The organism is Pseudomonas sp. PSPC2-3 (assembly GCF_049898265.1).
GTDB lineage: Bacteria > Pseudomonadota > Gammaproteobacteria > Pseudomonadales > Pseudomonadaceae > Aquipseudomonas > Aquipseudomonas veronii.
Genome location: NZ_JAFCXJ010000002.1, coordinates 1 through 18,690 on the forward strand (window position 1 = coordinate 1; position 18,690 = coordinate 18,690).

Here is an 18,690-nt window from a genome sequence, read left to right on the forward strand (position 1 = left end):
GGGACGACTAACCCGTTCCCATGGATGAGCGAGATCATGGACTTGAAGAAAGAGAAGAATTTCTTTGAGACCCGTGTGATCGAGTACCAGACTGGCGGTGCGTTGAGCTGGGATTGATTGAAAAAAACGGCCCCTTCAGGGGCCGTGTTGTTTCACCTGTCGATGTTTTTTTATGCCCAATCAAACCATCAAGACCCCCTGCGTCGGCCTGTGCTCCACCGTTTACGGTGATCTGGTCTGCCGCGGGTGCAAGCGTTATCACCATGAAGTCATCCAGTGGAATGGCTACAACGCCGAGGAAAAACAGGCGGTGTGGCTGCGCCTTGAGCAACTGCTGGTGCAGGTGATGGCCTCCAAGCTGGACGTGTTCGACCCACAGCGCCTGCGCCAGCAACTGGAAAGCCGCAAGATTCGCTTTATGCCGCACCAGTCGCCGTACTGCTGGGCCTACCAGTTGATTGCCCGGGGTGCGCGGGTGATTACCAGGCTGGACGCATATGGCCTGGTGTTGCTGCCGGAATTTCGCGAGCACAGCCTGGCGGATTTGCGCGATGGAATTGATCGCGAGTTTTTCCTGCTGTCCGAGGCGCATTACCAGCGGTATATCGCCCCCGTGTTCTTGAAAGAGGCCTTTGGGCCAGCCCTGATCGCCACGCTCTAAATGTGGGAGGGGGCTTGCTCCCGATAGCAGTGTGTCAGTCAGCTTATATGTCACTGACCCGGCGCAATCGGGGGCAAGCCCCCTCCCACATTTAGGTCCAGGACGCTGCACGCTCCGCCTGGAGGCCATAGCGTTCAATCGCCTGCTGGCATACCTGCCGATCCAGACTGCCCTGCTCCGCCAATGCCGTCAGCGCGGCCAGCACGAGGTGATGGCGATCGACCTCAAAAAAATCCCGCAACGCCGCCCGTGTATCACTGCGCCCGAAACCGTCGGTGCCGAGTACGGTGTAGGGGGAATCCAGGTACGAAGCAATCATCTGCGGCACCGCCCGCACGTAGTCCGACACCGCAACCACCGGGGCGCCCTTGGGCAAGCAATCATTCACATGACTGACGCGCTGGATCGCCTGCGGATGCAAGCGATTCCAACGCTCCACCTCCCGCGCCTGCCGTGCCAGTTCGCTGAAGCTGGTCACGCTGTAGACCTCACTCGCCACCTGCCAATCGTCCGCCAATAGCTGCGCAGCCGCCTGGGCTTCACGCACCAGCGTACCCGAACCGAGCAGGCGCACCTGGGCGTCAGGCGCGCCCTGCAAGCAGTACATACCTTTGATGATCGCCGCTTCCACCCCCTCGGGCAGGCTCGGCTGCGGGTAGTTTTCGTTCATCAGGGTCACGTAGTAGAACTCGTCGACATCATGCTCCAGCATCTGGCGCATGCCATGGTCGAGGATCACCGCGAACTCCCCGGCAAACGCCGGGTCGTAGGCACGGCAGTTGGGGACGCTGGCGGCGCTCAGGTGGCTGCTGCCGTCCTGATGCTGCAGGCCCTCGCCGCCGAGGGTGGTGCGGCCGGCAGTGGCGCCCAGCAGGAAGCCACGGGCGCGCTGGTCGGCGGCGGCCCAGATCAGGTCGCCCACGCGCTGAAAGCCGAACATCGAGTAATAGATGTAGAACGGCAACATGCGCAGGCCATGCACCGAATAGCTGGTGGCCGCCGCGACCCAGGAGCTGATGGCGCTGGCTTCGCTGATGCCCTCTTCGAGGATCTGCCCGTCGGTAGCTTCGCGGTAGCTGAGGATCGAGCCGATATCTTCCGGCTCGTAGCGTTGGCCGACGCTGGAGTAGATGCCGATCTGCTTGAACAGGTTGGCCATGCCGAAGGTACGCGCCTCGTCGGCGACGATCGGCACGATGCGTGGCCCCAGGTGCTTGTCCTTGAGCAGGTTGGTGAGCATACGCACGAAGGCCATGGTGGTGGACATCTCCTTACCCGCGGCAGCCGTGGCGAAGCCGGCGTAACCGGCCAGAGGCGGCACACTGACCGGCGCGGCGGCCTGGCAACGACTGGGCACGTAGCCGCCCAGGGCGTTGCGCCGTTGATGCAGATAGCGCAACTCCAGGCTGTCAGCGGCCGGTTTGAAGAAACTCAACGACTCGGTCTGCTCATCCGTCAGCGGCAACTGGAAACGATCGCGGAAGGCGATCAGCGCCTCGCGATCGAGTTTCTTCTGCTGGTGGGTGGTCATCTTGCCCTGCCCGGCTTCGCCCATGCCAAAGCCTTTTTTGGTCTGGGCCAGGATCACCGTGGGCTTGCCCTTGACCCGCCGCGCCGCGTGGTAGGCGGCGTGGATCTTGACCATGTCGTGGCCGCCGCGCTTGAGGCGGTCGATCTGTTCATCGCTCATGCCCTCGACCAGCCTGGCCAGGGACGCGCTCTGGCCGAAGAAGTGCTCGCGGTTGTAGGCGCCGTCCTTGGCGGCGAAGGTCTGGAACTGCCCGTCCACGGTCTGCGACAGCGTATTGACCAGGGCGCCGTCGCTGTCCTTGGCGAGCAAGGCGTCCCAGTCCGAGCCCCACACCAGCTTGATCACGTTCCAGCCGGCGCCGCCGAACAACGCCTCCAGTTCATCGATGATCCGCCCATTGCCACGCACCGGGCCGTCGAGGCGTTGCAGGTTGCAGTTGACCACCCAGGTCAGGTTGTCCAGGCCTTCGCGAGCGGCCAGGGTCAGGGCCGACATGCTTTCCGGCTCGTCCATTTCGCCGTCGCCGAATACGCCCCAGACGTGGCGCTCGGTGGTGTCCTGCAAGCCGCGGTGCTGCAGGTAGCGCATAAAGCGCGCCTGGAAAATCGAGCTGATCGGGCCGATGCCCATGGAGCCGGTGGGAAATTGCCAGAAGTCCGGCATCAACCACGGGTGCGGGTAACTCGACAAACCGCGCGCGCCGACCTTGGCCCCGCCGATTTCCTGCCGGTAGTGCGCCAGGTCCTGCTCGCTCAGGCGCCCCTCCAGGAACGCCCGCGCATAAATGCCCGGCGCGGAATGCGGCTGGTAGAACACCAGGTCGCCGCCAAAGCCCTCGTGGCGGGCACGGAAAAAGTGATTGAAGCCCACTTCGAACAAATCCGCCGCGCTGGCGTAGCTGGCGATATGACCGCCGAGTTCGCCATACGCCTGGTTGGCGCGCACCACCATGGCCAGGGCGTTCCAGCGCACCAGCGAGGCCAGGCGTTCTTCGGTGGCCAGGTCGCCGGGAAACGCCGGCTGCTGCTCGACGCTGATGCTATTGATATACGGGGTGCCGTGACGGGGTTTCCAGTCGATGTGCGGGGCGCCGCCTTCACGGGCCAGCACGTCGAGGATCTGCCGCGCCCGCGCGGGGCCGGCGTTGGCCACCAGCGAGGCCAGGGCGTCGCGCCACTCGTCCTGTTCGATTTGATCACCGGCGAGCTGATCCGTTGTGGTGTGATTCACTGCGCTCGCAAAACCGTTCATGGGCACCTCCAGGCTTTTTTTCCAGTTTATGTCGATGACTGAGGATTTTTTGCCTGATGTCAGGCGTGCCAAAGCATATTTTGAGCATGAATCGCTGCCAATCAGACGTTTCCCAGCACGTTGTGCTCTAACCCCCCGAAACCTCGCCATTGTGTTTAAAATGCCGCCCGCTCAACGAACGACGCTCAACGATGAACCCCGACGCCCTCGCCACACTGCACGCCCACCTGCTGACCGCCCTGGCCACGCCACCGACCGAAACCCGGCGCCTGTTCCACGGGCGCGGCCGTTGCTGGCCGGGCCTGGAGCAACTGACCGTGGACTGGCTGCAGGGCGTGGTGCTGGTCGCGCTGTTCAAGGAGCCGGAGGCGGCGCACCTGGTCGCGCTGAAACAGCTGCTGGTTCAGTTCGAATGGGCGCAGTCCGGCGCCCACACGGTAGCCCTGCAGCACCGCTACCTGCCGCAAAGCACCACCGAATGGCTGGTGGGCGATGCGATCGATGAGCTGACGATTACCGAAGGCGGCCTGCGCTACCTGATCGACCTCGGTAAAAAACAGAACAGCGGGCTGTTTCTCGACATGCGCTACGGCCGCAACTGGGTGCGCGAACAGGCCAAGGGGCTGCGGGTACTCAACCTGTTCGCCTACACCTGCGGGTTTTCCGTGGCGGCCATCGAGGGCGGTGCCGAGCATGTGGTGAACCTGGACATGGCCCGCGGCGCCCTGAGCCGGGGTCGCGACAACCATCGCCTGAATGGGCATGACCTGAGCCGCGTTACCTTTCTTGGCCACGACTTGTTCAAGTCCTGGGCCAAGGTCATCCACAGCGGCCCCTATGATCTGGTGATCATCGACCCGCCGTCCTTCCAGAAAGGCAGTTTCCTGCTGACCAAGGATTACCAGCGCGTGCTGCGCCGCCTGCCGGATTTGCTCACGCCACAAGGCACGGTGCTGGCGTGCATGAATGACCCGGCGTTCGGCGAGGACTTCCTGATCGACGGCGTGACCCGCGAAGCACCGGGCCTGCGCTTTGTCGAGCGGCTGGAAAACCCGCCGGAATTCCCGGATATCGATCGGCAAAGCGGCTTGAAAGCCTTGGTGTTCCGCCAAGGCTGATGCCGAAACGTCCGACGCTTGCTACGCTAAGCAATCACCGGGGTGGTGAACCTTATCCTCCCCTTCCCGGTCGATACCTGCATCCCCTGGCCAGACTCGACGCTGCCACAGCGTCGGCTGCCCCGTTTCACCCTTTGGAGAACCGCCCGTGATATCGACCCTGCATGTAGCCAGACTGAAAGCCTGGGGCGCCCACGGCTTCACTGCCACCGGAGTGGTGTTGGCCTTCCTGGCCACGCTGGCCTTGCTGGAGAACTCACCCAAGGCGTGCCTGCTGTGGCTGGGCCTGGCACTGGTGGTCGATGGCGTCGACGGTTCCCTGGCCCGCCGCGTGAATGTCAGCACGGTACTGCCCAGCTTTGACGGCTCGGTGCTGGACCTGGTGATCGATTACCTGACCTATGTGTTTATCCCGGCACTGTTTATCTACCGCTATATCGACCTGCCGGACTTTACCCACCTGTTCACGGTGTCGGTGATCCTGGTGTCGTCGCTGTTCTGCTTCTGCAACGTGAACATGAAAAGCAAGGACAACTACTTCGTCGGCTTCCCCGCCGCCTGGAACGTGGTGGCCCTCTGCGTGTATATCATCCAGCCCGACGCGTGGGTGACGTTGCTCACGGTGATTGGCCTGGCGCTGCTGACCGTGACGCCGATGAAGTTCCTGCACCCGTTCCGGGTCAAGCGGTTCATGCCGATCAACATCGCGGTGACCACGCTCTGGTTGCTGTGCAGCTTCTTGATGGTGGTGGATTACCCGAACACCAACCCGTGGACGTTTGGGTTGTGGTCGCTGATGTCGGCGTACTTCCTCGGGATCTGCATCTGGCGCACCGCGCTGGAGTGGCTGGGCACCCACAAATAGCCAGGCCGGCACCGTTTGAATGTGGGAGGAGGCTTGCGCCCTCCCACATTTGGATTTGCGTACATCGGGCAGGTAAGATGGCCGCCTTTCGCATAGCGCCCTGCCAACCATAAGCCCTGCCCATGCCCTTCGAACTCAGCGTAGACCTCACTACCCTCGCCATCCTGGCCGTCGTTGCGTTCATCGCCGGCTTCATCGACGCCATCGCCGGCGGTGGCGGCTTGCTCACCACCCCGGCCCTGCTCACCGCCGGCATGCCGCCCCATTTGGTACTGGGCACCAACAAACTCAGCTCCACCTTCGGCTCGGCCACCGCCAGTTTCACCTTTTACCGACGCAAGCTGTTTCACCCGCGCCAGTGGGTACATGCCATCGTCGGTACGTTTATCGGCGCCCTTGCCGGCGCCATCGTCGCCCACTACCTGCCCGCCGAAACCCTGAACAAGATGCTCCCGGTGATCGTCTTCGGTTGTGGCCTGTACCTGTTGTTCGGCGGCACGCCCAAGGCGCCGCTGGAGGGCGACGCACCGATCAAGAAGAAATGGCAGGCCACCCAAGGCTTCGGCCTGGGCTTCTACGACGGCGTGGCCGGCCCCGGCACCGGCGCGTTCTGGACGGTGAGCACGATGCTGCTGCACCCCATCGACCTGGTCAAAGCCAGCGGCGTGGCGCGCAGCATGAACTTCGTCAGCAACGCGGCGGCGCTGTCGGTGTTTATCATCAACGGTTCGGTGGACTGGATCGTCGGGCTGGCCATGGGCGTGTCGGTGATGGTGGGCGCGTTCTTTGGCGCACGCAGCGCAATCAGCGGCGGCGCCAAATTCATTCGCCCGGTGTTTATCACCGTGGTCCTCGGCCTGACGGTGCGCCTAGCCTGGCAGCACTGGTTCAGCGTGGCCTAAGCGGCGGGCCACGTAGAGGTCGATCAGGTAACGCGCAATCGAGCGTGACGCCGGCAACGGCGGCAAATCGTGGATGTTGAACCACTGCGCGTCCTCGATCTCATCGGCCTGGGGCACGATATCGCCACCGGCGTACTCGGCATGGAAGCCCAGCATCATCGAATGGGGAAACGGCCAGCACTGGCTGCCCACGTACTGGATATTGCGGACTTCCAGCTGCACTTCTTCGTGAACTTCGCGGATCAGGCAGTCTTCGGCCGACTCACCCGGCTCGGCAAACCCAGCCAGCGTGCTGTAGACCCCGGGGACAAAGCGCGGCGACCGCGCCAGCAGGATCTCGTCGCCACGGGTCACCAGCACAATCATGCTCGGCGAGATGCGCGGGTAGCTGCGCAGGTCACAAGCTTCGCAGAACATCGCCCGCTCCCGAGGCACCTGGACCATGGCCTGGCCGCAACTGCCACAAAAACGGTGTTCCCGCGCCCAGGTGCCGATCTGCGCGGCATAGGCCAGCACTTTGTACAGCCGGTGATCGCCTTGCAGCATGAAGCCGCGCAGGCCTTGCCAACTGCATCCAGGCACGTCGCTGGCGGCATTGAGTTCGAGCAGGTACACCGGCTCGCCGTCAAGATGGCCGATACCGTGTTCGGCGAACACCGCCAGGTCCTGGCGCTTGAGCCATTCCCGCGGGAACAGCGCGCCATTGGTGTCGTGTAAAAAACCCTCGCGGCTGCGCGCGACGGCCCAGCCGCCGGGGGTTTGGTTGTCCAGCAGTGTGGTGGTAATCCAGCCTGGGGTCATATCAGTCAATCCACGAATTCGGGTTTCTGCTTGCTCATATGGGCCGCGATGGCCACGCGCAAGTCGTTGGATTGCAACATAGCCGCGTTCCAGGTGGCAACGTATTCCAGACCGTCATTGACTGTATGGTCACGCATGTAGCTGATCATGGCCTTGGTGCCGGTCACGGCAATCGGCGATTTGGCGGCGATTTCCCGGGCGATGTCCAGTACGCCGGCCAACAGGCTTTCCTGATCGGGATACACGCGATTGACCAGGCCGATGCTGCGCGCTTCCTCGGCGCCGAACTGGCGACCGGTGTAGGCCAGCTCGCGCAGCATGCCATCACCGATGATGCGCGGCAGGCGCTGCAGGGTGCCGACGTCGGCCGCCATGCCGATGTCGATTTCCTTGATGGAAAACTGCGCGTCCTCGGCGGCGTAACGCATGTCGCAGGCGCTGATCAGGTCGATGGCGCCACCGATGCAGTAGCCCTGGATCGCGGCCAGCACCGGCTTGCGGCAGGTGTCGACGGCGTTGAACGAGGCTTGCAGTTCGAGGATTTTGCGCCGCAACAGGCGTGCATTACGGCCCACGTCCTTGCCAAAATCATTGGCCACCGAGGCCAGCATCATCAGGTCGATGCCGGACGAAAAATGTTTGCCGGCACCGCTGAGCACCACGGCGCGCACGGCGTCGGTGTCGTCGACCCAGCGGAAGATATCGATGATCTCGGTCCAGAACGCCGCGTTCATGGCGTTGATCTTTTCCGGGCGGTTGATCTGCACATGGGCAACGCTGCCAATGAGCTCGACGACGAAGGCTTGGTATTCGGACATGGCAGTGATCCCTGACTGGCGAGTAATAAGAGCCGAACTATAACAAGGGTGAGCCACGGCGCATCAGCCAAAAACGGGACTGCTAAAATTCATCCGGGACGGGCCGTCGGCCTTGGAAAAGGCTGGATAAAAACCGCCTCAGGCGCCATCCTTCGCGCTTTAAGCCGCTGCCGCAGCGGCGCTCGACGTTTAAAGGATACGCCCCATGCTCACCCAACCTCTGGCCCCCGCCGATTTCGACCTGATCGAAGAAACCCTGCTCAAGTACGGTGACGACCACTCGGTGCTGAACCTCGCCGAACTCGATGGTTACTTCTGCGCACTGGTGTCCAGCCCGGCACCGGTGGATATCGCCGAGTGGTTCCCGGCGATCTGGGGCGGGCAGAACCCGCAGTGGGAAAGTGCCGAAGAAGCCAAGCAGTTCCTCGAACTGTGCGTTCGCCACATGAACGCCCGCGCCGCCCAACTGGCCACCGACGCCAAAGGTTTCCGGGCGCGCTTCGACGACACGGAGCATCAGGGCCAGACCCTGACCCTCGCCGAAGAATGGTGCTTTGGCTATATCCGTGGCGCCGCTATCGGCAACTGGCCTGAACTGCCCGCCGAACAGGCCGCACTGCTGGAGAAAATCTCCTGGTGCGCCGAACAGGACAACTTCGAACTGCCGGCGGACCTCGATGTACAGGCGCATCAGCAGCGCGTCAGCGAGATCGAACCGGCGGCGCGGGCGCTGCATGATTACTCGCTCGCCCAGCGCTAAGCCTCGACAAGCGTGACGTCTATGCCCGATTATTCGGGTCCGCCCGTCGGCCACTCCGTGCCACCTTGCCTTGAATCAGGAGCCTTGTACCTTGAGTTCGCAGAAAACCGTGACCGTTACACCGCCCACTTTCCCCCTCAATGGCAAGGTCGCGCCCCCCGGCTCCAAATCCATTACCAACCGCGCGCTGTTGCTCGCCGCCCTGGCCAAGGGCACCAGCCGCCTCAGCGGCGCGTTGAAGAGCGATGACACCCGGCACATGTCGGTGGCCCTGCGCCAGATGGGCGTGATCATCGACGAGCCGGACGACACCACCTTCGTGGTCACGGGCCAAGGCCAGCTGCAATTGCCTGCGCAGCCGCTGTTCCTCGGCAATGCCGGCACCGCGATGCGTTTTCTCACCGCCGCCGTCGCCACCGTGCAAGGCACCGTGGTGCTGGACGGCGACGACTACATGCGCAAACGCCCGATCGGCCCGCTGCTCGCCACCCTCGGCCAGAACGGCATCCAGGTCGACAGCCCAACCGGTTGCCCGCCGGTTACCGTGCATGGCGTGGGCAAGGTCCAGGCCAAGCGCTTTGAGATCGACGGCGGTCTGTCCAGCCAATACGTATCGGCCTTGCTGATGCTCGCGGCCTGCGGCGCAGCGCCGATTGAAGTGGCGCTGACCGGCAAGGACATCGGCGCCCGCGGCTATGTGGACCTGACCCTCGACTGCATGCGTGCATTCGGCGCGCAGGTCGAGGTGGTCGACGACACCACCTGGCGCGTCGCTCCCAGCGGCTACACCGCCCATGACTACCTGATCGAACCGGACGCCTCCGCCGCCACCTATCTGTGGGCGGCTGAAGTGCTGACCGGCGGGCACATCGATATCGGTGTCGCCGCACACGACTTCACCCAGCCGGACGCCAAGGCCCAGGCGCTGATCGCGCAGTTCCCGAACATGCAGGCCACAGTGGTGGGTTCGCAAATGCAGGACGCGATCCCGACGCTTGCCGTACTGGCCGCGTTCAACAACAGCCCGGTGCGCTTCACCGAACTGGCCAACCTGCGGGTCAAGGAATGTGATCGCGTGCAGGCGCTGCACGACGGCCTCAACCAGATCCGCCCAGGCCTGGCCCGCATCGAAGGCGATGACCTGCTGGTGGCCAGCGATCCGGCACTGGCAGGCACGGCCTGCACTGCACTGATCGACACCCACGCCGATCACCGCATCGCCATGTGTTTCGCCCTGGCCGGGCTGAAGGTCTCGGGTATTCGTATTCAGGACCCGGACTGCGTGGCCAAGACCTATCCTGACTACTGGAAGGCACTGGGCAGCCTGGGTGTCGCCCTGCGCTACTGAGTCCGCGACGTCGAGATGGGGAGGGCTTGATCATGAACATTCGCCAACCCTGCCCGCCCGGCGCCTGTGTCTGTGACCGCGAACAGCTGCTGCAAACCCCAGGCGCCGACCTGCGCATCCTCAACCTGACGCGCCAGGAAGAAAAACGTCTGATCGAACGCCTGGAAGACCTGCAAAGCCTGCAAGACCTCGAACACATGCAGCAGCGCATGTACGCGCTATTGGGTATCCGCGTGCAGATCGCGCCGGGGCACACCGAGGTCAAGAGCATGCGCGGGATTCAGATCGTCATCGACGAACTGCCCGGGCTGTGCCGCAAGACCCGGCAATCGATCCCGGCGGCGATTCGCCGAGGCCTGGAGAAACGACCGGAGATTGCCTACCGGCTGCTGGATGCACATGACCTGCTTGGACTCTAGTCGGTCCTTTCAGTGCATCGCCACCAAGCTGCTGCTCCAGGCCTGAGGCGTGCCGCAACTAACGTAGTTACCAGATGAAATTATCGCCGCCTTTCACGCCATGCCCATTAAGCACGTCTTGGTAAGACATAGTGGGATACTTGATAAGCCTGTCCACTTGCTCGGAGTTCAAATCTTGAACTTCTCTAGGCGATATATTTGGAAACTCTTTCCCATGTGCATCCACCACTTGCTGAAAGTTCATATTGGGATATTTATCGAGCGTATTGTGTTGATCAAAGGTCAAGTTTTGCAGGTCGCCATTCGATAGATTTGGATACGGACTGTCTTGGTTCGCATTGTTTTCCTGCTCTTGTCTCACTTGATCTTGTGTGGGTTTTTCCTGGGATGTGTCAATGGGAGGAGCAATCAGTGCGGATCCAGATGCAGCAGAAATTGAAGTCATTATCAAATCTCCAGTGATTGTGAACGCCTTGATTGGTTGTCCAACGGTTTCTGGTTCCCTGCTCGCAACGAAATCATCCGGCGACCGTCTCGGTTTCGAACAGACCCTGGCCCACTGCCTTGGCGTGATCCAGATGCACCTGCACCTGGCCGCTTTCCGACTCCAGCAGCAACGCTGACGTCAGCACCTGCGCGCCACAGTAATCGAAGATCCCGTAATCGATCTGCGTGTGCATGGCCTTGGCATAACCATGGCGCTCAAACGCGCTTTGATCGGCAGCACCGAGGGCCAGCAGGTGAACCTGCAAGTGCCGCAGTTTCTTCACCACCGGAGTGTCGGGGCCGTAGTCGATCGCCCAGCCGTTGACGAACACGCGGTCGATCCACCCCTTGAGCAGGCCTGGCAGCGACCACCAGTAAATGGGGAACACCAAGACCAGGGCGTCGGCGCGGTCGATGCGGGCTTGTTCGGCGACGACGTCAGCCGGCGGTTCGGCGCGGGTGCGATGTACGCGCTGGTCGGCAGCGTTGTAGCGCGGGTCGAAGCCTTCGGCGGCAAGGTCGGCGATTTCGAACGTATGGCCAGACGCGCTCAGCCCGGCGGCGACTTGCGCGGCGAGGCTGTGGGTGAGGGATTGCGGGTCGTGATGAGCTGCAACGATCAGTGCGTGCATGACAGTGACTCCCATTGGGTTTATGCTGGGCTTAAGTTACCTTTGGTAAGTTACTTTTGGTATATAAGCATGTCAAGCAGTGAATCCCCTGCCCCGCGTCGTCGCCTGTCGCGTGAAGATCGTCTGCGCCAATTGTTGGACGTGGCCTGGCAACTGGTGCGTGAAGAAGGCACCGAAGCCCTGACCCTAGGCCACCTGGCGGAACGAGCGGGCGTGACCAAGCCGGTGGTCTATGACCATTTCGTTACCCGCGCGGGGTTGCTGGCGGCGTTGTATGAGGATTTCGATGGGCGCCAGAATCAGGTGCTTGCCGACGCCCTCGAAGCCAGCAGCCCGACCCTGGAAGATCGCGCGTGGGTGATCGCCTCATCCTATGTCGACTGCGTGTTGTTGCAGGGCCGGGAAATTCCGGGGGTGATCGCCGCGCTGAGCAGCTCACCGGAGTTGGAAAGCCTCAAGCGCAAGTACGAAGCACTCTTTCTCGATAAGTGCCGCGACGTCATGGCCCCCTTCGCGCCGGGCGGCAGCGTGTCCCAGGCGGGGCTGCGGGCCATGCTCGGGGCGGCGGAGGCCTTGTCTCATGCGGCGGCCAGCGGTGAGCTCAGCCGTGAAGAGGCGCAACAGGAGTTGCTGGCGACCATTCTGGCAATGGTCAATCGCGGGGCGCACAGCGCCCGTTGAGAGGCGTTTTTCAGCCTCGCCCCTGCACAAACAAGCGGACCTTGTGCGCCAGTTGATCCAGGTGCCGGTCGCGTTGCTTCTCGGCATCCACCATGGCGCGCTTGCCATGTTTTTGCAGCAGGTAGGTATGAATCTGCCGCACTTCCAATGAGCTATAGATAGCGGCCACATCCAGCACGCCCATCAAGCCATCGGTGGCGTAGGCGCGGGTGTTCATCAGCACCTGCGTGCCGCGCGCGCCGCGCACCTGAAAGCCCATCGCCGCGAAGGCCGGCACTTTGTCCACGGCGCAGGCCAGTTCGGCGTGAGGGTAACGTGCCAGCACCTCTTGCATCATGCCCCGCGCCACGCCCTGGCGCCGGCTGCCTGCCTGTACGGCCATGAACGCCACACCGCAGGCTTCTGGGTCGTCCTTGACCGGCAAGTACAGCAAAAACCCAATGACTTTTTCCGGGTCTTGCGCAGACGTCGCGACGATCAGTTCGACCGCGATCCCCTTCGACCCGTCCAGCGCCTGCAGGTACAAATGCACCTCAAAGCCGATGGCATATTGGTAAATGTTGTAGAGCAGGTTACTCGGCGGCAGCGCGACGCTGCTGATGTCGGTGAGGTTGTCGACCACCATCTGCAGGATCTGGCTGTTGATCGGTTCGGGGCACGGCGTGGTGTAGCGGGTAAGGCTGAACATGCAAATTCCTGGAGTTTCGCGTCAAGGCAGATGGGATTGTACCTGTTGCAGCAGGTTCGGGATCGATAGGCATACCCGCCATGATCTGCATGCCTGGCGGCTCGCATGCACATCGCCCCGGGGACGGGCCGCACTGTCATCGTCCGCACACCTCACGCAAACACCCGCGCAACCAACGATGGGCCAGATCGGCGTCCAACCGTGGGTGCCAGAGCATTGCCACGGTAAACGCGGGTAACGCCACCGGCAGCGCAAAACAGAACAGGTCGCGCCGGTCTGGGGTATAGCGCTCGGGCACCGAGGCAATCAGGTCGGTGTTGCGTGCCAGGGCGATGGCGCTGGAAAAACTGGCGACGATGCTGCCGATCTGCCGCGTCAGGCCCTGGGCTTCGAGGACGTCGTCGATCTGGCCGCGGTCCTGGCCGCGCCGCGATACGTAGAGGTGTCGGCCCTCGGCAAACCGTGCAGCGCTGATCTCGCCTTGGCTCAGGGGATGGCCGCTGCGCACCACGCCGATCAGGCGATCGCGAAACAGCGCCTGGGTCAGCACTTCAGGGCTGGCCGTGGGGTCGACCACGCCGATGTCCAGGTCGACGCTGCCTTCGCGCAGTTGCGCAGTGTCCTTGTTGGTCTTGCTGACGAAGCGCAGGCGCACGCCGGGCGCGTCCTCGGCGAGACGGGCGAGCAACGCCGAACCGAAGCCTTCGACAAACTCCTCGCTGGTTCGCAGGGTGAAGGTGCGGACCACGTGGGCCATCTCCAGCGCCTGTGCCGGGCGCAACACCGCCTGGGCGCCCTGCACCAGTTGGCTGACCTGTTCGCGCAGTGCCAACGCCCGGGGCGTCGGCACCAGGCCACGGCCAGCGCGGACCAGCAACGGGTCGCCGGTGGTCGCACGCAAGCGCGCCAACGCCCGGCTCATGGCCGAAGGGCTCAACCGCAGGCGCTTGGCCGCACGGGCGACACTGCCTTCGGCGAGCAATACATCCAGGGTGATCAGCAAATTGAGATCGGGCATCAGCGCTCCATGGCAGGCGTCATATGCAGGTATTTAGTGCAACTCATGCGTCTTCCGCCATGTTAGGTCACGCCGTAGATTTGCGACAGTTACGTTCATTCAAGGAATCTTCCATGCATACCTCTTCCCGTGGCGGTCTTGTCAGCCTGTGCCTGTCCATGTTGCTGGCCGCCCTTGGCACCAGCATCGCCAATGTCGGCCTGCCCAGCCTCGCGCAGGCCTTCAATGCATCCTTTCACGCGACGCAATGGGTGGTGCTCACCTACCTGCTCGCGATCACGGCAGTCATCGTCAGTGCCGGGCGCCTGGGCGATCGGCTGGGGCGACGGCGGCTGTTGATCGCTGGCTTGCTGCTGTTCGCCTTGGCCGGCGGGTTATGCGGTGTCGCGCCTGGCCTGCGGTGGCTGATTGCGGCGCGCAGCCTGCAAGGTTTGGGCGCGGCGATCATGATGGCGATGACGTTAGCGATGGTCGGCGACACCGTCCCCCAAGCACGCATTGCGCGTGTCATGGGCTTGCTCGGCACGATGTCAGCCGTCGGTACCGCCATGGGCCCCGGCGTGGGCGGCCTGTTGCTCAGTGTGTGGGGGTGGCGCGCGCTGTTTCTGGTGGGGATGCCGCTGGGCTTGCTCGCGGCCGCCCTCGCCTGGCGCTACTTGCCGGTGGATCAGCCACCCGCGCCACTGGTCGGCGGCGGTGGCGTTTGGCGCTTATTGCAGTCGACCTCGTTGCGCGCCGGCCTGGTGATGAGTGCGTTGGTGTCGGCGGTGATCATGGCCACCTTTGTCGTCGGGCCGTTCTACTTGTCCCGAGGGCTTGGGCTCGATCCGGCCGGGATGGGCCTGGCAATGGCCGTCGGCCCTGGTGTCGCGGCGCTCACCGGCATTCCGGCCGGTCGTCTGAGCGAACGCTTTGGCAGCCACGTCATGACACTCGTGGGGCTGGCTGTCTGCGGCAGTGGCGCCCTGTCGCTGTGCCTGGCGTCCGGGCTGGTCACTTATCTTGCCTCATTGATTACGCTGACGGCGGGCTACAGCCTGTTCCAGGCCGCCAACAACACTGCGGTGATGAGCGAAGCCGATGCGGCACGCCGAGGCACGATCTCAGGCCTGCTGAACCTGTCACGCAACCTGGGGCTGATTTTCGGTGCGTCGGCATTGGGCGCGATGTTTGCCTGGACCACTCCCGATGTCACCCACGCCACGCCGCAATCCGTGGCTGACGGTCTGCACGCAACCTTTACCGCGGCATTCGCTTTGATCCTGCTCGCCAGCGCCATGGCATGGCGGCGGCAGCCCGCGCGTCAGTTGGCGTGAGCCGAATATCCTCGCTCATGACGGGTTGATCAGCCTCGCCATGCCGGCGCGGCGGGTGGTGGCGTTTGCCTTGTATGACCAGGGCCGTGAACATCCGGCATTCAAAACCCGAGGAAAAAAGTTCGGACCAACGGGTGCATGGACGCCCCTACATCGCGCATCATGGGCACTTTCAAGTTCAAGGGTAACGTCCATGCGCGTGCTGTCATTGATGATGGGTCTGACGACGCTGGCCGCCAGCCTGGTGTTCTGCGCCAGCGCGATGGCGAATGAAGAAAGTCAGTTGGTGCAACAGATCAACGCTTACCGCAGCCAGGTGCAACGCTGCGGCGACCAAGGTTCCCAGGAACTGCCACCGCTGGCCAGCGATACGCGCCTGGTGCTGCCGGCCAGTAATGTCGGCGACTTGCAGCAGGCCCTGGCCCGCGCGGCGTACCCGATGGTCAACGTGCAGGCAATCAGCCTGTCCGGGCCCAAGGATGCCCAGGCGGCCATGAAAGCCGTGCGCGAGAGTTTCTGCCGCGTGGTGCTGGACCCGCAATTCGTCGACATCGGCGTGAGCAACAGCGGCCAGGACTGGCGCATCGTGCTCGCCCGCCCGCTGCTGTCCAGCGGCCTGGGCGATTGGCAGACCGAAGGCAGGCAATTGCTGAACCTGATCAACGCCGCCCGCACACAACCGCGCCAATGCGGTCCCCAGGCGTTCACCGCGACCACGCCACTGTCGTGGAACGACACCTTGGCCAGTGCCGCCAACAGCCACACACGCAACATGGCCAACGGCAATTTCTTCGACCATCTGGACCACGATGGCCGCACCCCGGGCGACCGTGCCGAGCTGGCCGGGTACAGCGCGAAGAACATCGGCGAAAACATCGCGGCCGGCCTCGACACCCCGCGCAAAGTGGTGGACGGCTGGCTCGCCAGCCCCGGCCATTGCGCCAACCTGATGAACCCGCAATTCCGTGAATTGGGCGCCGCCTACGCCATGGACCCGAAGAGCGATGCAGGCATTTATTGGACAGCGGTGTTCGGAACACAACAGTAAGTGAACACCCGCGATGAGATCTATCCCAGCGGGTGAAGCATCAAAGTGCCATCTCATGGATAATTGCGCTGAACCGGCAGCAATCATTTCTGTCTGTTGCTTATTGGCCTGACGCATCAGGCATCCAAACAGACCGTGGCAAACAAGGTGTTCACCCGATGATGAATTGGCTGCAAAGCAGCAGCGACATGGCCGAGCGGGTACGCCAGCACGACTGGGCCAGTACGCCCCTGGGTCCGCTGGAACACTGGCCGGATGTGCTCAAGACCACCGTGGCGCTGTGCTTTGCTTCAAGTTTCCCCCAAGCCATCGTGTGGGGGCCTCAATTGACGACCCTCTATAACGACGCATTCATTCCGATACTGGGCAATAAACCCTATGCCCTGGGGCGTCCGTTCAGCGAGATCTGGAGCGAGGTCTGGGACGACATCAGCCCCATCGCCGATGCGGCTTTCCAGGGCCATGCGACCTATATCGAAAACTTCCCGCTGGTGATCGAACGCGGCGCGGCGCCGGAACAAGCGTACTTCACGTTCTGCTATAGCCCGATCCGCGACCCGCGGGGCCACGTCGTCGGCATGCTCGACACCGTGACCGAAACCACCGCCACGGTGTTCCTTTCGCGCCGCCTTGCGGTGCTGGATACCATCGGCAGCACGGTCGCCAATGCCACCGATGCCGAAGCCATCATGACCGCCACCACGCACCTGCTGGCGCAGCACCTGCAAGTGTCCATCTGCGCCTACGCCGATATGGACGCCGATGAAGACGGCTTCACCATCCGTGACAACTGCACGGCTCCCGGCTCGCCCAGCATCGTCGGCCACTACCGCCTGCAGGCCTTCGGGCAAACCGCGGTCAAGTGCCTGCGGGCCGGTGAGCCGCTGGTGATCGGCAATAACCGGCTCGAACTGCCCGCACAGGAAGCCGCGGCGTTCCAGGCCCTGGGCATCACCGCCACGATCTGCATACCACTGATCAAACACGGTCGCCTTACGGCCTTGATGGCGGTTCACAGCACAGCAGAGCGGACCTGGTCGCCGTATGACCTGGCGCTGTTGGCCGAAGTCACCGAGCGGTCCTGGGCGCACATCGAACGGGTGCGCGCCGATGCCGCCGTGCGCGAAGGGTTGGCGGCCTTTACCGAATTGAACGCCACCCTCGAGCAGCGTGTGGAAGAACGCACCGCTGCGCTGGCCCAGGCCGAAGCGGCGTTGCGTCAATCGCAGAAACTCGAAGCCATCGGCCAATTGACCGGCGGCGTGGCCCATGACTTCAACAACCTGCTGACCATCATTCGTTCGTCGGTGGACTTTTTGCGTCAGCCCGGGCTGCCCGAAGAACGGCGCCAACGCTACATGCGCGCAGTGTCGGACACCGTCGAGCGCGCCAGCAAGTTGACCAGCCAGTTGCTTGCGTTCGCGCGCCGCCAACCGCTGAACCCGGAAGTCTTCGATGTAGCGCAGCGGGTCAAGGACATTGGCGAGATGCTCGAGAGTGTCACCGGTGCGCGTATTCATGTGCAGGTTCAATTGCCCGAGCGGCCGTGCCATGTCCGGGTCGACTCGAGCCAGTTCGAAACCGCGCTGATCAATATCGCACTCAACGCCCGCGATGCCATGGACGGCCAGGGCACCCTGACCCTGCGCGTGGGCACGGTGGACGCGATGCCGCGCATCCGGGGCGATGCCCAAGCCTGCCAGCCGTTTGTCACGGTGGCCCTGGCCGACACCGGCAGCGGCATTCCGGGGGAAACGTTCGAGCGCATTTTCGAGCCGTTCTTTACCACCAAGGCCGTGGGCAAAGGCACGGGCCTGGGGTTGTCACAGGTGTTCGGCTTCGCCAAGCAGTCCGGTGGCAATGTCGACGTGGCCAGCCGTCTTGGCCAGGGCACGGTGTTTACCCTGTACCTGCCCGAGGTCGAGCCGGAGGACGCCCGCCACGAGCCCTCCCCTAGTGACCCGGCACCGCCCCACGACACGAGCCTGCGCAATATCCTGATCGTGGAAGACAACCTGGACGTAGGCCGTTTCGCCAACCAGATCCTCCAGGACCTCGGTTACCAGACCACTTGGGCGACCGATGCCGAACAGGCGCTGGCGCTGGCCGGTCCGGATGCCGCGGCTTTCGACGCGATTTTCTCCGACGTGGTGATGCCGGGCATGACCGGCGTGGCGATGGCCAAGCTCCTGCGCCAACGTCGCGCCGACCTGCCGGTGGTGCTCACCTCCGGCTACAGCGAAGAACTCGCGGAAAGCGGCTACGAAGGGTTCGAGTTCCTCGCCAAGCCCTACTCCGCCGACCAGGTGGCGCGGGTGCTGGCCAAGGCCATGTTCAAGGACTGAGC

19 protein-coding genes are annotated in these 18,690 nt (G+C 63.2%); 12 read left to right on the top strand and 7 right to left on the bottom strand.

What is annotated here, in order from left to right:
- Together ACP7E3_RS03950 and ACP7E3_RS03955 are read left to right on the top strand one after the other, a co-directional pair.
- On the top strand, positions 1-117 hold a 117-nt coding region (locus tag ACP7E3_RS03950), incomplete at its 5' end, for a hypothetical protein (RefSeq protein WP_235369420.1).
- 55 nt (positions 118-172) lie between these two features.
- Entirely contained in the window at positions 173-661 is a 489-nt protein-coding gene (locus ACP7E3_RS03955) for a DUF1289 domain-containing protein (protein WP_017848468.1), read from the top strand.
- A 91-nt stretch (positions 662-752) separates the two neighbouring features.
- Here ACP7E3_RS03955 and mdeB read toward each other — a convergent pair whose 3' ends face one another.
- On the bottom strand, positions 753-3,443 hold the full coding sequence (gene mdeB / locus ACP7E3_RS03960; RefSeq protein ID WP_426122342.1) for an alpha-ketoglutarate dehydrogenase: 2,691 nt from the start codon (positions 3,441-3,443) through the stop codon (positions 753-755).
- Between the two features lie 191 nt (positions 3,444-3,634).
- Here mdeB and ACP7E3_RS03965 point away from each other — a divergent pair, with 191 nt between their 5' ends.
- From ACP7E3_RS03965 to ACP7E3_RS03975, 3 genes are all read left to right on the top strand, one after another.
- Positions 3,635-4,561 carry a class I SAM-dependent methyltransferase gene (locus ACP7E3_RS03965; RefSeq protein WP_057005261.1) on the top strand — a complete coding sequence of 309 codons (927 nt, stop codon included), beginning with the start codon at positions 3,635-3,637 and terminating at the stop codon, positions 4,559-4,561.
- Positions 4,562-4,709: 148 nt separating this feature from the next.
- Complete coding sequence (pcsA, locus tag ACP7E3_RS03970) at positions 4,710-5,426, top strand: phosphatidylcholine synthase (protein ID WP_017848465.1); 717 nt, start codon at positions 4,710-4,712, stop codon at positions 5,424-5,426.
- Between the two features lie 122 nt (positions 5,427-5,548).
- The gene (locus tag ACP7E3_RS03975; protein ID WP_046383211.1) at positions 5,549-6,328 is read left to right on the top strand and encodes a TSUP family transporter; all 780 of its coding nucleotides are present in this window, start codon (positions 5,549-5,551) and stop codon (positions 6,326-6,328) included.
- Here the strand turns inward: ACP7E3_RS03975 and nudC are convergent.
- Both nudC and ACP7E3_RS03985 read right to left on the bottom strand, forming a co-directional pair.
- Positions 6,296-7,129, bottom strand: a complete 834-nt coding sequence (nudC, locus tag ACP7E3_RS03980) for an NAD(+) diphosphatase (RefSeq protein WP_017848463.1) — start codon at positions 7,127-7,129, stop codon at positions 6,296-6,298. The genes ACP7E3_RS03975 and nudC overlap by 33 nt on opposite strands.
- Before the next feature lie 5 nt (positions 7,130-7,134).
- Positions 7,135-7,947 carry a crotonase/enoyl-CoA hydratase family protein gene (locus ACP7E3_RS03985; RefSeq protein ID WP_017848462.1) on the bottom strand — a complete coding sequence of 271 codons (813 nt, stop codon included), beginning with the start codon at positions 7,945-7,947 and terminating at the stop codon, positions 7,135-7,137.
- Positions 7,948-8,152: 205 nt separating this feature from the next.
- Between ACP7E3_RS03985 and ACP7E3_RS03990 the strand changes: the two genes are divergently transcribed.
- The 3 genes from ACP7E3_RS03990 (at position 8,153) to ACP7E3_RS04000 (ending at position 10,474) form a co-directional block, all read left to right on the top strand.
- Positions 8,153-8,707: a UPF0149 family protein gene (locus ACP7E3_RS03990; protein ID WP_017848461.1), complete on the top strand. Its 555-nt coding sequence runs from the start codon at positions 8,153-8,155 to the stop codon at positions 8,705-8,707.
- Positions 8,708-8,798: 91 nt separating this feature from the next.
- Positions 8,799-10,055, top strand: coding sequence for a 3-phosphoshikimate 1-carboxyvinyltransferase (aroA, locus tag ACP7E3_RS03995; RefSeq protein WP_017848460.1), 1,257 nt, complete (start codon positions 8,799-8,801; stop codon positions 10,053-10,055).
- Positions 10,056-10,087: 32 nt separating this feature from the next.
- Entirely contained in the window at positions 10,088-10,474 is a 387-nt protein-coding gene (locus ACP7E3_RS04000; RefSeq protein ID WP_017848459.1) for a hypothetical protein, read from the top strand.
- Between the two features lie 67 nt (positions 10,475-10,541).
- On the opposite strand, the gene ACP7E3_RS04005 is transcribed toward ACP7E3_RS04000, so the two are convergent.
- Together ACP7E3_RS04005 and ACP7E3_RS04010 are read right to left on the bottom strand one after the other, a co-directional pair.
- On the bottom strand, positions 10,542-10,919 hold the full coding sequence (locus ACP7E3_RS04005) for a hypothetical protein (protein ID WP_126589031.1): 378 nt from the start codon (positions 10,917-10,919) through the stop codon (positions 10,542-10,544).
- Between the two features lie 73 nt (positions 10,920-10,992).
- Complete coding sequence (locus ACP7E3_RS04010; protein WP_426122346.1) at positions 10,993-11,592, bottom strand: NAD(P)H-dependent oxidoreductase; 600 nt, start codon at positions 11,590-11,592, stop codon at positions 10,993-10,995.
- A gap of 69 nt (positions 11,593-11,661) precedes the next feature.
- Here ACP7E3_RS04010 and ACP7E3_RS04015 point away from each other — a divergent pair, with 69 nt between their 5' ends.
- Positions 11,662-12,273 (top strand): TetR/AcrR family transcriptional regulator, encoded by a 612-nt coding sequence (locus ACP7E3_RS04015; RefSeq protein ID WP_046483623.1) that lies wholly within the window; start codon positions 11,662-11,664, stop codon positions 12,271-12,273.
- Between the two features lie 10 nt (positions 12,274-12,283).
- Here ACP7E3_RS04015 and ACP7E3_RS04020 read toward each other — a convergent pair whose 3' ends face one another.
- A complete protein-coding gene (locus tag ACP7E3_RS04020; protein ID WP_046383207.1) occupies positions 12,284-12,961 on the bottom strand; it encodes a GNAT family N-acetyltransferase in 678 nt (225 codons plus the stop codon).
- Between the two features lie 136 nt (positions 12,962-13,097).
- A complete protein-coding gene (locus tag ACP7E3_RS04025) occupies positions 13,098-13,979 on the bottom strand; it encodes a LysR family transcriptional regulator (RefSeq protein ID WP_169882001.1) in 882 nt (293 codons plus the stop codon).
- Positions 13,980-14,092: 113 nt separating this feature from the next.
- Between ACP7E3_RS04025 and ACP7E3_RS04030 the strand changes: the two genes are divergently transcribed.
- The 3 genes from ACP7E3_RS04030 to ACP7E3_RS04040 all read left to right on the top strand — a co-directional run bounded on the left by ACP7E3_RS04030 (position 14,093) and on the right by ACP7E3_RS04040 (position 18,688).
- Positions 14,093-15,295: an MFS transporter gene (locus ACP7E3_RS04030; protein ID WP_108526613.1), complete on the top strand. Its 1,203-nt coding sequence runs from the start codon at positions 14,093-14,095 to the stop codon at positions 15,293-15,295.
- A 193-nt stretch (positions 15,296-15,488) separates the two neighbouring features.
- The gene (locus tag ACP7E3_RS04035) at positions 15,489-16,343 is read left to right on the top strand and encodes a CAP domain-containing protein (protein WP_104903071.1); all 855 of its coding nucleotides are present in this window, start codon (positions 15,489-15,491) and stop codon (positions 16,341-16,343) included.
- A 158-nt stretch (positions 16,344-16,501) separates the two neighbouring features.
- A complete protein-coding gene (locus ACP7E3_RS04040; protein ID WP_426122351.1) occupies positions 16,502-18,688 on the top strand; it encodes a GAF domain-containing protein in 2,187 nt (728 codons plus the stop codon).
- Positions 18,689-18,690: the final 2 nt, after the last annotated feature.